This window comes from Enterococcus sp. AAFC-DPL-5182 (assembly GCF_058216605.1).
This window is the reverse complement of record NZ_CM177101.1, coordinates 2,776,769-2,790,889: the sequence shown is the minus strand read 5'-3', so window position 1 is coordinate 2,790,889 and position 14,121 is coordinate 2,776,769. Positions and strand designations below refer to the sequence as shown.

Genomic DNA, 14,121 nt, shown 5'->3' with positions numbered 1-14,121 from the left:
AGAAATCTTCAGAAAGAGGTGAGGTTTATGATGTCTTTTCAACTTAGTCAATTATTTGATTTAAATTATTGGCGACAATTGATCTCATCTGATTTCTTGTCCCGTGATTATATTATTAATATTATCGATATTCTGGTAGTATGGTATCTTGTCTACAAGTTGATTATGCTTGTCAAAGGTACAAAAGCTGTCCAGCTATTAAAAGGAGTCGCAGTTTTTATTGGAATTCGTGCTTTAAGTGAAATTATTGGTCTACATACATTATCCTGGCTGATGAATCAAGTCATCATGTATGGTGTGATTGCAGCGGTCGTGATTTTTCAACCGGAAGTCCGGCGAGGGTTAGAGCATCTCGGTAGAAGTTCATTTTTCCGCACGACTAAATCTGAGCAGCAAGAAGATGAAAAAATGATTCTTGCCTTTGATAAAGCCATTCAATATATGTCCAAACGAAAGATTGGTGCTCTGATCACAGTGGAAAGAAATACTGGGTTGGACGAATATATTGAAACGGGTATTCCGCTAGATGCTGATATTACTGGGGAATTGCTGATCAATATTTTTATTCCGAATACACCGCTGCATGATGGCGCAGTGATCGTGAAGCAAGGGAAAATCGCCGTAGCAAGTGCTTATTTGCCTTTGTCAGAAAGTAACTTGATTCCAAAAGAATTCGGTACCCGCCATAGAGCAGCTGTTGGTATCAGTGAAGTCAGTGATGCTGTGACGATTATTGTGTCGGAAGAAACAGGTGATGTTAGTTTAACATTAAACAACGATTTAATTCCTAGATTAACTCAGGAAGAGTATTTAAAAATTCTCAGAGCAGAATTAGTGCCAGACGAAGAAAGTAAAGACAAAAAGAATCTTTTGCAACACTTCCTCGAAGGTGTTTCGAAAGGGGCGAAAAAGCGATGAAAAAGCCCTCACAAAGTAATTGGGTATCTGGATTATTAGCATTACTTTTTACTTTGGTACTATTTTTCAATGTCAATTCATCTGGAAATATCTCCAATATGTCAGGTACAACCCAAGTGTATGACGAAATGCTTTATAATATTCCAGTTCAAGTAGAATATGATCAAAGCAAGTATTTTGTATCTGGTTATGAAGAAACCGTTAATGTCCATTTAAGCAGCGCCAACCGTATCCAATTGAATTTAGAAGCGAATGAAGATACTAGAAATTTTCAAGTTGTTGCTGATTTAACGAAGACGCCGCTTGGAACTTCAGAAATCCAATTAAGAGTCAAAGGTTTGAGTACTGCTGTGACAGCTGAAATAGAACCGAAAACGATCACAGTGACTGTCGAGAAAAAAGTAACAAAAGTATTTAACGTAGAAGCTCAATTGCCAGAGTCCATTGAGGCTGAAGGCTATAAAGTGGAGAAAATTGCAGTAAACCCTAAAACAGTAAAAATCACAACAGGTGAAGAGACTGCTAAAGCGATCACTCGCGTTATTGCACCACTATCAAATGTTAAGCAATCCGTTGACACGATCAAACAAACGGTCAACGTTCAGGCTATTGATAGTAAAGGGCAAGTGTTAAGTATTGAAAATCCGGCACCACAAGTAAAAGTTGTCGTTGATTTAACGTTGCCTTCAAAAGAAGTTGGGTTGACAATCAGTCCAACAGGGTCACCACCTTCGGGCGTTGAGCATTATACCTTTAATCTCTCTGAGCAAAAAGTTGAAATTAGAGGAACAAAATCAGTATTAGATGCTATCGACACGATAGAATTACCTGTTGATGTTAGTAATATAAAATCATCAACCAAAAAGAAAATAAAGATTCCGACAAACGCAGAGTACATTGTTTTACCAGAGGAAGTAGAAGTGACGATCAATCCAATCTTTGCAGAAACGAATAATAGTTTTTCTGAAACTGGCGGACAAAGTACAACAACATCTTATTCAAGTCAAGTTTCGCCAAACCCGTTGCCGTCCAGTGAAAAAACAACTAGTTCCTCTAGTAGCTCCAGCTCGTCAAGTTCATCAAGTGTTGAGAGTACCGATGAAGAGGGGACAAGTAATGGGAGTAGTTCAGTTCCTGCAAATTAAGTTGATCGGCATAGGTGATCAGCTGTTTCGTTTGAGTTTTGCTAAATAGAAGTAGCTGTTGCTACCTTAGTAAGTAGAAGGAGAGTTATAATGGGTAAATATTTTGGAACAGATGGTGTTAGAGGGATTGCAAATAAGGAATTAACACCAGAATTAGCATTTAAATTAGGACGTTTTGGCGGTTATGTATTAAGCCAACATGAAGATTCCACACGTCGTCCAAGAGTATTAGTCGGTCGTGATACACGTATCTCAGGTCAGTTATTAGAACAAGCCTTGATTTCAGGATTGTTATCTGTTGGAATCGAAGTTTTTCAATTAGGTGTTATATCAACACCAGGAGTTGCTTATCTAACAAGGTTGCAAAAAGCTTCAGCTGGTGTCATGATCTCAGCATCACATAATCCAGCAGAAGATAATGGTATTAAGTTTTTTGGTTCAGATGGGTTTAAATTAGTAGATGATCAAGAACTTGAAATCGAAGCATTACTGGATGCAGAAGAAGACAATTTACCTCGTCCTTCAGCAGAAGGGTTAGGAACACTTGACGAATTTCCAGAAGGGTTATTGAAGTATTCGCAATTCTTAGTACAAACAATTCCAGGTGATTTGTCTGGTTTGACTGTTTGTATAGATGCTGCAAATGGTGCAACTGCAACCTCAGTCAACCGCTTGTTCGCAGACTTAGAAACTGATTTTTATACAATGGGTACAAGTCCTAATGGCTTGAATATCAATGATGGTGTTGGATCTACACATCCTGAAAAATTAGCCGAAATGGTTGTTGAAAAAGGGGCAGATGCGGGTCTCGCTTTCGATGGTGATGGTGATCGAATTATTGCCGTTGATGAGTTGGGGAACATTGTAGATGGGGATAAGATCATGTTTATCTGTGCGAAGTATCTTGCTGAAAAGAATCGCTTGAAAAAAGATACGATCGTTACAACCGTCATGAGTAATTTAGGTTTCCGTAAAGCTGTTGAAGCAGCTGGAATGAAAGATGTAATCACTCAAGTCGGTGATCGTTATGTCGTTGAAGAAATGCGTAAAAATGACTATAATTTTGGCGGTGAACAATCAGGTCATATGATTTTCTTGGATTATAATACAACAGGTGATGGAATGCTTTCGGGTATTCAATTATTAAATGTAATGAAACAAACAGGAAAAAAATTGTCAGAACTTGCTTCTGAATTGACGGTTTATCCACAAAAATTAGTGAATATTCGAGTGACAGACAAACATGGTGCGATGGATGTTCCTGCAATCAAAGAAATAGTTGAATTGATGGAGACAGAAATGAATGGTGATGGTCGTATTTTGGTTCGACCTTCTGGAACGGAACCATTGTTGCGTGTGATGGCGGAAGCACCAACACAAGAAAAAGTAGACTATTATGTTGATAAAATTGCTGATGTTGTGAAAGCAGAAATCGGCATAGGCTAAAGATATTTGAATAACCTGTCTACATGGAATCATGTAGCAGGTTATTTTTCTGGTTGTATAAATGACGAATAATATTAGAATTATTTTCGTAATCGTTCGATAATTTTATTGACAGAATAAACAGAAAAAGGTACTATGTTTGAGAATTGATGGGAAAGAGCTCCCTATCAATCCATTTTTTATAAACATATGGAACTATGAAGAGAGGAGTAATATGATGGGGAATTACTTAGTTTTACAAACCGATTTTGGACTCGGTGATGGAGCAGTAAGTGCAATGTATGGTGTAGCGCATATGGTGAGTGATGAAATCATCATTGGTGATTTGACACATGAAATTCCTCCCTATGATATCTGGGCTGCTTCTTATCGGTTATATCAAACGGTAAAGTATTGGCCAAAGGGAACAGTTTTCGTGTCTGTTGTCGATCCAGGAGTAGGTAGTACAAGGAGAAGCATCGTAGCAAAAACCAGTTCTGGTCATTATATTATTACGCCAGATAATGGATCTCTAACGCATATTTCCCATTATCAGGGAATTGAAGAAATTCGATCGATCGATGAAGTTACGAGTCGTTTGCCGCATTCAGAAGAGAGCCACACATTTCATGGTCGAGATATTTATGCCTACAATGGTGCGCGATTGGCAAGTGGTGAAATTTCTTTTGAAGATCTAGGTAGTACAGTTGCAATTGATTCTATCGAAAGATTGGCTTTGATTGAAGCAAAACATGATAAACATATTTTAGAAGGTAGTATCGATGTTTTAGATATTCGATTTGGTTCTTTGTGGACAAATATTCCATTGGCTTTTATGAAACAAGAAAATATTGCTCATGACGATCAATTACAAGTAACGATCTATCATCAAGGAAAAAAAGTTTACCAGAATATCATGAAGTTCGCTAAATCTTTTGCAGATGTGAATATTGGAGAACCTTTAGTTTATGTTAATTCTTTGGTGAATATTGGTGTAGCAGTCAATCAAGATTCATTTTCTAAATTGTATCATATTGGAACTGGAACGGACTGGACGATCCAATTAAGGAAAGCGCCAAAGATAATTTTTGAATAGGAGTGGGAATATGAAAAAAGAATTTTCAGTAAAAACAATCGTAGCAATTGGGATCGGTTCAGCGGTATTTGTTATTTTGGGTCGTTTTGTTGTGATTCCAACAGGATTTCCTAATACAAATTTAGAAACAGCTTATCCTTTTCTGGCTTTGATTTCTGTTATTTTTGGACCGGTAGCTGGTGGCTTGATTGGTTTGATTGGGCATACATTAAAAGATTTTACCACTTATGGCAGTGCATGGTGGAGTTGGATTGTTTGTTCTGGTATCATAGGAATGATATACGGCTTTGCTGGTAGAAAAATTGATCTTCAACATGGCGAATTCAATAAAAAAGACATTATTCATTTTAATATTTATCAAGTGATTGGAAATGCTGTAGTTTGGGGCTTGATTGCACCAACTTTAGATGTATTGATTTATAGTGAACCAGCTAGCAAAGTATACACGCAAGGTGTGATTGCTGTTATATTAAATATTATTGCAGTGGGAATCATTGGTACCTTATTGATGGCAGCCTATGCCGCAACGAGAACTAAAAAAGGTAGTTTAACAAAAGATTGATTATGTAGTAAAATGAAGTTAGTATAAATATCTTTTCTGAAATAAAATTAAGGGCGAGAAAAAGCAAGCTTGATTTTAAAGCTTAACAGCCTTTTCTTGTCCTTTTTTACATAGAATAAAGGAGTGGCATCAATGAAAAAACCACTGATAACGTTTAATGATTTTTCGTTCCAATATCATAGTCAGGCTGAACCAACATTACATAATATTGATTTAACGATCTATGAAGGAGAGAAAGTCTTGATCGTTGGTCCAAGTGGTAGTGGCAAATCAACTTTCGCTCAGTGTATCAATGGCTTGATCCCGTACAGCTATGAAGGAGAAATAACGGGAGAAGTAACCATTGGCGACAAAAAATTAACAGACACAAGTTTATTTGATTTATCCTTTGATGTTGGAACTGTTTTACAAGATACAGATGGGCAGTTTATTGGGTTAACTGTGGGGGAAGATGTCGCATTTGCTCTGGAGAATGATGAAGTTCCACAAATTAAGATGAAAGCAGAAGTGGATCACTGGACTGAGGTAGTTGGTTTGAATGGCTTTTTACATCATCGACCGCAGGATTTGTCTGGCGGACAAAAACAACGAGTCTCGATGGCAGGTGTTTTGATTGATGAAGCGCCGATCTTATTATTTGATGAACCATTAGCGAATCTAGATCCCAAAACGGGGAAAGAAACAATCGCATTGATTGAAGAAATCCATCAAAAAACCAAAACAACTATTTTGATTATTGAACATCGCTTAGAAGATGTTTTATATCGTTCAGTCGATCGGGTGATTGTTTTTAACGAAGGTTGTATCGTCGCTGATTTACCTGCGGATGAATTATTGAAGACAAATATCCTCACAGAACATGGAATTCGAGAACCACTGTATATAACAGCCATGAAATATGCAAATGTTGACTTGGAAACAGTAACATATCTATCTACTATTGAAAAAGTTCAAGCACCAAATCTAAAAGAACAAATAGAAAAATGGATGAAAAATCAAACGAAAATTCCAGAGAAAAAGACATTATTGCCATTATTGGAACTAGAAAATGTGACATACCAATATAATCGAACGGATCGTTCTGTTTTAAATGATGTTTCGGTTACGTTTAATCGAGGCGAAATGCTTAGCATTGTTGGGGAAAATGGAGCGGGGAAATCAACATTGAGTAAAGCTATCTGTGGTTTTGTTACACCCCAATCTGGAAAAATGAGTTGGTTAGGAGAAGACTTTATACAATTCTCTATTAAAGAGCGTGCTGATAAGATCGGGTTTGTCATGCAAAATCCGAATCAAATGATTTCCAAGAAAATGATTTTTGAAGAAGTAGCTTTAGGGCTGACTTTGAAGGGTATTCCTAAGGAAGAAATCAATGTACGAGTTGAAAAGGTGCTAAAAATCTGTGGTTTGTATTCATTTCGTCATTGGCCGATTTCAGCGCTTAGTTTTGGACAGAAGAAGCGAGTTACGATTGCTGCAATTTTAGTTTTAGAGCCTGAAATGATTATATTAGATGAGCCAACTGCAGGGCAAGATTTCAAACATTATACTGAGATGATGACATTTTTGGAAGAGTTGAATAAGCTGGGTGTGACAATTGCGATGATCACGCATGACATGCATTTGATGTTGGAATATACAGATCGTGCTTTGGTATTGTATGATGGCAAAATCATTGCAGATACAACGCCTGTGAAGGTTTTGACTAACACTGAGTTGGTTGACCGAGCTTCACTAAAAGAAACGAGCTTATTTACTTTTGCTCAACATTTAGGAATGGATGATCCATTTTTATTTACAGAAAACTTTATGACATATGATCAGGAGGTGCGTTTGAAATGAATGAACATCAAATGTTAGGGTATATTCCTGATCATACAGTTATTCATAAATTGAACGGAACAGCCAAATTAATTTTTTTGATTCTGTTATCTGTCGCTTGTATGACGACCTATGATACACGTTTTTTAATAGGCATGACGATATTTTCATTGGTTTTATTTAGGTTTTCGAATATTAAATGGCATCAGATTTCATTTGTTGTAAAATTTATTTTTGTATTCTCATTATTGAATATTATTGCGGTTTATCTGTTTGCCCCAGAATACGGTGTAGAACTGTATCAGTCTAGAACAGTGATTTGGGAAGGGCTCGGTCGATTTACCCTTACGCAAGAGCAATTATTCTACGAATTCAATTTAGTTTTAAAGTATTTTTGTACGATTCCATTAGTGTTGATTTTTCTATTAACGACAAATCCAAGTGAATTTGCTTCTAGCTTAAATCGCATCGGTGTTAGTTATAAAATCAGTTATGCTGTTGCTTTGGCTATTCGTTATATTCCAGATATTCAAGAAGATTTTATTAATATCTCTCTAGCTCAACAAGCGCGCGGCTTTGAAATGTCTAAAAAAGGCAAACTAAGCCAACGATTGAAAGGAACTGCGCAAATTGTTTTTCCATTGATTCTTTCAAGTTTAGATCGGATAGAGACGATCAGTACTGCGATGGAGCTACGTCGATTTGGAGAGAAGAAGAAAAGAACGTGGTATGCCCAACAGTCTTTTCAAACTTCTGATTTTCTTGTTATGGGATTAGCTTTTTTACTAACTATTATTAGCTTTGCTTTATTTAAAGTGAATGGCGGACGATTTTATAATCCATTTAGTTAACAATTTTAAAGATATTATTTTAAACTCTATGACTTACACTAAAAACCGCACGATGCATCTGATGCATTGTGCGGTTTTTAGACAATTTAGAAAATGAACTGCTTACTTTTTACACTTTGTATTCATTTTTTTTAATTATTTCTATCGTGTTTTATATAGACCAATTTCTGTTTTTAATAAAAAAGTTGACAAATATATTTGTTTTGAGTTATTATTATTGCAGTTTCTATTTGAATTTAAGAAAAGGAGGTCAGTTAGACCAATAATGGAATAGCGCCAGGCCTGAGTAATCAGGTGACGAGGAAAGAGCTTATCGAAAGATTCGGCGGATAGCTCTAGGGACTGTACTCTAAAAGTTGGAAAGAAAAATTAATTGCAAAATTATAACAAAACGCCAACTATGCAGAATAGAAACGCACGATGAATTATCAAGAAAATCAAACGTACTAATAGTCAAAAATCCAAAGTGAGTTTAACAGGAAATAGCTAAGGATTCTGTTAAGTCGTTCATGTTTTTTCTTGATAAATCCCCTAAGACAATTGAGAAAGTAGGATATGGAGATATGTGTGGAATTGTAGGAATTATTGGAAAAGAGAATGCGACAGATATTTTAATTCAAGGATTGGAAAAGTTAGAATATAGAGGATATGACTCAGCTGGAATTTTTGTAACAGGGAAAAATAAGGAAGATCATTTAGTAAAATCCTTGGGAAGAATTGCTGATTTACAGAGCAAAATCAATTCAGACGTTCAAGGTACAGTAGGAATTGGTCATACAAGATGGGCCACACATGGAAAACCAAGTGAAAGAAATGCCCATCCTCATACATCAAGCAATCACCAGTTTATTTTAGTCCACAATGGTGTGATCGAAAATTTTGAAGAAATAAAACAGGAATTTCTTCAAAATAAACAATTAGAAGGCGAGACGGATACTGAAATTGTGGTTCATTTGATTGAACACTTTTCAGAAGCAGGAATGGAAACAAAAGAAGCGTTTAAAAAAGCTTTGACCGTGATTCAAGGTTCATATGCTTTTGCGTTGATCGACAAAAATGATCCAGATACAATTTATGTCGCTAAAAACAAAAGTCCATTACTGATTGGTCTGGGTGATAATTTTAATGTGATTTGTAGTGATGCGATGGCAATGCTTGCTGAGACCAATCATTTCGTCGAAATTACAGATGGTGAAATGGTGATTGTCAAAGCGGATAAGATAGAAATCGAAGATGAAAAAGGCAACCTTGTTTATCGTGAGTCGTATGAAGCGCAATTAGATTTAAGTGACATTGAAAAAGGCACATATCCTTATTATATGTTAAAAGAGATCGATGATCAGCCGACTGTTATGCGTCGAATTATTCAAGAATATACGGATACATTTGGAACAACAGCGATCGATAAAGAAATTATTGAAAAAATAACTGCTAGTGATCGTATCTATATCATTGCTTGTGGTACTAGCTATAACGCTGGATGGGTTGGCAAAGCAATTCTTGAGCAAATGACAAACATCCCAGTTGAAGTCCATCTTTCAAGTGAGTTCGGCTATAATATGCCGTTACTATCCAAAAAACCATTTTTCATTTTCTTGAGTCAAAGTGGAGAAACAGCGGACAGTCGTCAAGTATTGGTACAGACGAATAAACTAGGATTGCCATCACTAACACTAACCAATGTAGCAGGGTCTACTTTATCTAGAGAAGCTGATCATACATTACTTCTTCATGCTGGACCAGAAATAGCTGTTGCGTCAACAAAAGCATACACTGCACAAATAGCTGTTTTAGCAGTTCTTGCTAAAGCTGTGGGAGACAACAAAGCACATCAAGCATCACTGGATTTTGATATCGCTCATGAGTTAAGTGTGATTGCAGCTGTTATGGAGACCATAATCGATGAAAAAATGCTTATTAGTCAGTTAGTTGAAGATTATTTATCAACAACGAGAAACGCTTTTTATATCGGACGGGGCGTGGATTATTATGTATCGATGGAAGCTTCATTGAAATTAAAAGAAATTTCTTATATTCAAGCTGAAGGTTTCGCAGCTGGTGAGCTAAAACATGGGACAATCGCCTTGATTGAAGAAGGAACACCTGTGTTTGGTGTGATTACAGATGAAAAAACGGCAACACATACTCGAGGAAACCTAAAAGAAGTTGAAAGTCGTGGAGCGCATAATTTTGTGATTTCTCTAGCAGCATTGTCTAAAGAAACAGATCAGTTTATCATCCCGGACGTGCATCCCTTATTAACGCCATTAGCTAGTATTATTCCAACACAATTAATTGCATACTTTGCGACATTACAAAGAGGCTATGATGTAGATAAGCCACGTAATTTAGCGAAAAGTGTCACAGTAGAATAAGAAAAAATAAGCTTTGGACAAAACCGATTTTTAGTTTTGGCCAAAGCTTTAAATTCGAAAAAATGGTTTTATTAATTATTTTATTCTTCTTCTTTTATAGTTATCATAACATAAAAAGTTGTTCCTGTTTTTTTATCACTACGAACGTTTAAGTCAAAATGATGACGGTCAGCAATTTCTTTGGCAATTGCTAAACCAAGTCCTGTACCATCTAATTGTTTTTTTGAGTGAACTTGATGGAAACGTTGGAAAATTTCTTTTTGTTCTTTTGGAGAAATATAAGAATCAGGATTATGAACCCGAATGACTAAATGCTCTTTTTCAAGAGTCGATTGAACAGTAATAGTTGCTTTTTTTGGAGAAAATTTGATTGCATTTTCAATCAAGATAACAAAAAGTTGGCGAATTCTACCGTAATCACCATTGACAATAACGGGGTGTTTTAGAAAGTTCTCTAATAATAATTGTTGTTCTTTTTCTGCCGCTTTTAACCGTAAACTTCTCAAACTATCTGACAGAATATCGTTGATTGAAACAGGCTCCATAGCGATTGTAAACTCAGGATTTTCAAGTCTAGACAGTTCTAATAAATCATTGATCAATCGTTCTAAAACAATTGATTCAGTTAAAAGTTGTTGATGATATTGCTTGATTTTTTCGGGTTGATTAATCAGGCCATCATTCAATGATTCGAGGGAACCTCGAATAACAGTTACTGGAGTTCGTAATTCATGAGAGATTGTAGATAAGAAGTTTTTCTGTGCCTGTTCACGGTTTTCTCTCTGAAATTTTGCTTCAGCAAGGCGATTTTTTAGAATTGTTAATTTTTCTCCTAGTTGTCCCATTTCATCTTTTGTATGGATATCTAAAGATTCATCATATTTTTCGACAACAAGGTCTTCAGTGAAGTGACTCATTTTATTGATAGGAGCGATGAATTTTTTTGATAGTAAAATAGAGAGTAAAAGGCCGATGATCCAAGCCATCAAAATACTGACTAAAAGCAGTAAATAGCCTTTACTCTCTTCCTTATGGACAGTAGAGATGGCTGAATGAAGTAAGACTACAGCTAGAACGTCTCCAGTATTATTTTTTATAGGTGCTCCGACAGTCACAGTCGGTTCGCCAATAAAATTACTAAATGCATCACTTGTTGTCGTTTTACCAGTATAAACTTTTCTGATAACGTCTCGAGCGTTATCAGGCAATTCATCATACTCTTTAGTATGCATACCGTGACCAACCGTAATGGTATCAGCATTCTCATCAACGATCCAAATATCGTCCATTGCCAATTGATCCATAAATTTAAGAAATGAAGAATACCCCATGCCCATTTTCATCGAAGAGTTTGAGCCCATCATGCCATGCATGGAAGAACTACTATCATTAGTCGTTTCTTCTTGTTCGGTAAAATAATCATTCAACGTATCCGCGATAACGGTTGCACGTCGAGTCATTTCTTCTGTATGGATAGTAACTGTTTGTCTTGAAAATAACGTACTGAATGCTACACCGATCACTAAAGAAAAAAGAAGTAGCGTAAGCGAAAAGTAAAGAATGAGTTTTCTTGTTAGTTTATTTTTCATTTTTCCCCTCAAATTTGTAGCCCTGCCCCCACACTGTAGCGATTTCCCAGTTTGGATGATCGGCTTCATCTAATTTTGCTCGTAATCGTTTGATATGGGTATCGACAGTTCTTGCATCACCAAAATAATCAATACCCCATAAACTATCTAGCAAGTTGTCTCTAGAAAACACTTTTTCTCGGTTAGCTAAAAGTAACCAAAGAAGCTCTAATTCCCTTTTGGTCAAAAGAATTTCGTACTGCGAGATAGTGACTCTTTTCTCTTCCAAGTAAACAATCAAGTTATCGTAGACTAATTGTTTCATCGTGTGTTGATTTTCTTCAGTACGTTCGATTCTTCTTAGAATTGCTCGAATTCTTGCCATGACTTCGCTAGGTGAAAAAGGTTTAACGATATAATCATCTGCTCCAATATCCAATCCCATGATTCGGTGATAGTCTTCACCTTTTGCTGTGACCATAATGATGGGTACATTGGATGTTTCGCGTATTTTTTTGCAAACGCCAAATCCATCAATTTTTGGAAGCATGACATCCAGTAAAATTAGCTCGATCGAATGGTTAAAAAAAGCAGTTAAAGCTGCTTGCCCATCGGAAGCTACAATTGGATAAAAGCCTTCCTTTAGGACATATTCTTTTAAAACCTCTGTGATTTGTAAATGATCGTCAACGATCAAAATATTTTTCATGAGATTATCCTCCTCGTTTCTACTTTCATTATAGTCAATTATTGTCTATTTGGGGAATTTATTTTCGACACATATTTGACACATGTATTCATTAAACTAAAGTAAAGTCATAAAGGAGGAATTAAGTAATGAAGAAGAAAATGATTAGTGGATTACTTGTAATATCGTGCCTAGGGGCATTAGGTTTTGCCGCTGTTAGTGAGGCTGTGGGAAGTATGGAAAATAGTCGGATGAATAGCTTTGAAATGAGACACAGGGATAGAAGATATCGCGAGTCTAGAAATGATGAAGAAGTTGAATTAGAGAAAAAAACAAGTTATGATGAGGTAACAAAGGACGAAACAAAAGAAATTCCAACTAATAGGGAAGAAGTAAAGGATTATTCATATAATAGGAGGGAAAGTAGAAGCCGAAATCATATGTCTGGCATGAGACAAAGACAGCATGATAGGATGAACAATTCTTGTTGGTAAAACAATAAAGAAGGCAAAAAAAAAGCATTCCCCCATCGGAGAGATGGAGGGAACACAAATCAAATTACACACAACCATAAAATACCATACTTTCTCATAATTCTCAACAATTTCGATCGTTGTATAAAAAAATGAGAATTATTTTAGAGTAAAAATGTATTTTATTAAAAATAGTGTGAATTTCATTGTTGAATCGATATTTGATTTATAAAAATAAATAGACAATCGTGCTGTGGGATCGATTTACAAAACTCTCACAGCAAAATCAGGAGCATAAGAAGCAACTGTTGCGACTTGTACAACATCTCCAGGAACAGGTGCGTGAATATAAGAACCATCACCAGTGGAGATTCCTACATGATAGGTCCCGCCATGACTTCCCCAAAAAACTAAATCACCAGCTTGTGCCTCTGACACTGAAATCGTAGCCCCAGCAGTTTCTTGGTCAATCGTAGTTCGACCTAAAGAGCGTCCTGCAGAAGCAAAAGCGACTTGGACTAAACCAGAACAATTAAATGAATCAGGACCAGCAGCACCATATACATAGGGCTTGCCCAAATGTGTTTTTGCAGCAGCAACAACAGCCGACCGTATGTCGGTTTGTTTTGCTTGTTCTTCTTTTTGTTTTTCTATCTGAACAATTTTTTCTGATAACTGCGTCTCTTGCTTGGTTAATTCAGACTGCTGTTTGGAAATAGCTTCTGTATCTGATTGTAACGAGCTTTGTTTTTGTTTTAATTTCGCTAACTGTTCTTCTTTTTCAGTGGAAGAGTTCTTTGTGACCATGATTGGTGAAAGAGTAGATGTAAGTGTCATGTTCTGACTATTATCAAGTTCTGATAGTTCAGAAATAGTGCTACTGGACTTAATTTTTTCTAACTGATCAAGGTCAATTTTAATTTTTTGAATTTTTTTCTTTATACCTGAAAGCTGCTTGTTTTTCTCTAATTGTTGGGTTGAAAATTTTTGTTTGGTTTCTTTTAATTGTGTTAATTTTTTGGATGATTCTGTAATGAGCTGCTCTGAAGAGGAAGTAGTTTCTGTCGATGTTGCGAAGGCATGGTCGCTTAACAATAGACCGGCAGAAAGAGTTAGGCAGCTGAGAAGAAATTTAGTAATGAATTTTTTGTTTTTCAAAAAAAAAACGCTCCTTAAATAGTTGTATTTTCAGTATTGAA

General features: G+C 36.1%; 12 protein-coding genes. 9 read left to right on the top strand and 3 right to left on the bottom strand.

Features of this window, described 5'->3' with window-relative positions; genetic code table 11:
* Window positions 1–30: 30 nt before the first annotated feature.
* The 8 genes from cdaA (at window position 31) to glmS (ending at window position 10,193) form a co-directional block, all read left to right on the top strand.
* Window positions 31–918 carry a diadenylate cyclase CdaA gene (gene cdaA, locus AC4BB7_RS13075; protein ID WP_086314324.1) on the top strand — a complete coding sequence of 296 codons (888 nt, stop codon included), beginning with the start codon at window positions 31–33 and terminating at the stop codon, window positions 916–918.
* On the top strand, window positions 915–2,063 hold the full coding sequence (locus AC4BB7_RS13070; RefSeq protein ID WP_490483330.1) for a CdaR family protein: 1,149 nt from the start codon (window positions 915–917) through the stop codon (window positions 2,061–2,063). Before cdaA ends, AC4BB7_RS13070 begins: the two co-directional genes overlap by 4 nt.
* Window positions 2,064–2,153: 90 nt before the next feature.
* Window positions 2,154–3,509, top strand: a complete 1,356-nt coding sequence (gene glmM / locus AC4BB7_RS13065) for a phosphoglucosamine mutase (RefSeq protein WP_086313915.1) — start codon at window positions 2,154–2,156, stop codon at window positions 3,507–3,509.
* 217 nt (window positions 3,510–3,726) lie between these two features.
* A complete protein-coding gene (locus tag AC4BB7_RS13060) occupies window positions 3,727–4,584 on the top strand; it encodes an SAM hydrolase/SAM-dependent halogenase family protein (RefSeq protein ID WP_490485153.1) in 858 nt (285 codons plus the stop codon).
* Window positions 4,585–4,594: 10 nt separating this feature from the next.
* A complete protein-coding gene (locus AC4BB7_RS13055; RefSeq protein WP_086313913.1) occupies window positions 4,595–5,146 on the top strand; it encodes an ECF-type riboflavin transporter substrate-binding protein in 552 nt (183 codons plus the stop codon).
* Between the two features lie 132 nt (window positions 5,147–5,278).
* Complete coding sequence (locus AC4BB7_RS13050) at window positions 5,279–6,988, top strand: ABC transporter ATP-binding protein (RefSeq protein WP_490483329.1); 1,710 nt, start codon at window positions 5,279–5,281, stop codon at window positions 6,986–6,988.
* The gene (locus AC4BB7_RS13045; RefSeq protein ID WP_490483328.1) at window positions 6,985–7,818 is read left to right on the top strand and encodes an energy-coupling factor transporter transmembrane component T family protein; all 834 of its coding nucleotides are present in this window, start codon (window positions 6,985–6,987) and stop codon (window positions 7,816–7,818) included. Before AC4BB7_RS13050 ends, AC4BB7_RS13045 begins: the two co-directional genes overlap by 4 nt.
* Window positions 7,819–8,381: 563 nt before the next feature.
* Window positions 8,382–10,193: a glutamine--fructose-6-phosphate transaminase (isomerizing) gene (gene glmS, locus AC4BB7_RS13040; RefSeq protein ID WP_490483327.1), complete on the top strand. Its 1,812-nt coding sequence runs from the start codon at window positions 8,382–8,384 to the stop codon at window positions 10,191–10,193.
* 80 nt (window positions 10,194–10,273) lie between these two features.
* On the opposite strand, the gene AC4BB7_RS13035 is transcribed toward glmS, so the two are convergent.
* Both AC4BB7_RS13035 and AC4BB7_RS13030 read right to left on the bottom strand, forming a co-directional pair.
* Window positions 10,274–11,782: a HAMP domain-containing sensor histidine kinase gene (locus AC4BB7_RS13035; RefSeq protein ID WP_490483326.1), complete on the bottom strand. Its 1,509-nt coding sequence runs from the start codon at window positions 11,780–11,782 to the stop codon at window positions 10,274–10,276.
* Window positions 11,772–12,470 (bottom strand): response regulator transcription factor, encoded by a 699-nt coding sequence (locus AC4BB7_RS13030; protein ID WP_490483325.1) that lies wholly within the window; start codon window positions 12,468–12,470, stop codon window positions 11,772–11,774. Before AC4BB7_RS13030 ends, AC4BB7_RS13035 begins: the two co-directional genes overlap by 11 nt.
* A gap of 128 nt (window positions 12,471–12,598) precedes the next feature.
* On the opposite strand from AC4BB7_RS13030, the gene AC4BB7_RS13025 reads away from it, so the two are divergent.
* On the top strand, window positions 12,599–12,943 hold the full coding sequence (locus tag AC4BB7_RS13025; protein ID WP_490483324.1) for a hypothetical protein: 345 nt from the start codon (window positions 12,599–12,601) through the stop codon (window positions 12,941–12,943).
* A gap of 243 nt (window positions 12,944–13,186) precedes the next feature.
* On the opposite strand, the gene AC4BB7_RS13020 is transcribed toward AC4BB7_RS13025, so the two are convergent.
* On the bottom strand, window positions 13,187–14,080 hold the full coding sequence (locus AC4BB7_RS13020) for a C40 family peptidase (protein WP_490483323.1): 894 nt from the start codon (window positions 14,078–14,080) through the stop codon (window positions 13,187–13,189).
* Window positions 14,081–14,121 lie beyond the last annotated feature (41 nt).

Excerpts from the sequence above, each read along its gene's own strand:
- glmM (WP_086313915.1), top strand. The coding sequence starts at position 2,154 with ATGGGTAAATATTTTGGAACAGATGGTGTTAGAGGGATTGCAAATAAG.
- AC4BB7_RS13035 (WP_490483326.1), bottom strand. The coding sequence starts at position 11,782 with ATGAAAAATAAACTAACAAGAAAACTCATTCTTTACTTTTCGCTTACG.
- AC4BB7_RS13060 (WP_490485153.1), top strand. The coding sequence starts at position 3,727 with ATGGGGAATTACTTAGTTTTACAAACCGATTTTGGACTCGGTGATGGA.
- AC4BB7_RS13050 (WP_490483329.1), top strand. The coding sequence starts at position 5,279 with ATGAAAAAACCACTGATAACGTTTAATGATTTTTCGTTCCAATATCAT.
- AC4BB7_RS13030 (WP_490483325.1), bottom strand. The coding sequence starts at position 12,470 with ATGAAAAATATTTTGATCGTTGACGATCATTTACAAATCACAGAGGTT.
- AC4BB7_RS13070 (WP_490483330.1), top strand. The coding sequence starts at position 915 with ATGAAAAAGCCCTCACAAAGTAATTGGGTATCTGGATTATTAGCATTA.
- AC4BB7_RS13055 (WP_086313913.1), top strand. The coding sequence starts at position 4,595 with ATGAAAAAAGAATTTTCAGTAAAAACAATCGTAGCAATTGGGATCGGT.
- AC4BB7_RS13045 (WP_490483328.1), top strand. The coding sequence starts at position 6,985 with ATGAATGAACATCAAATGTTAGGGTATATTCCTGATCATACAGTTATT.
- cdaA (WP_086314324.1), top strand. The coding sequence starts at position 31 with ATGTCTTTTCAACTTAGTCAATTATTTGATTTAAATTATTGGCGACAA.
- glmS (WP_490483327.1), top strand. The coding sequence starts at position 8,382 with ATGTGTGGAATTGTAGGAATTATTGGAAAAGAGAATGCGACAGATATT.
- AC4BB7_RS13025 (WP_490483324.1), top strand. The coding sequence starts at position 12,599 with ATGAAGAAGAAAATGATTAGTGGATTACTTGTAATATCGTGCCTAGGG.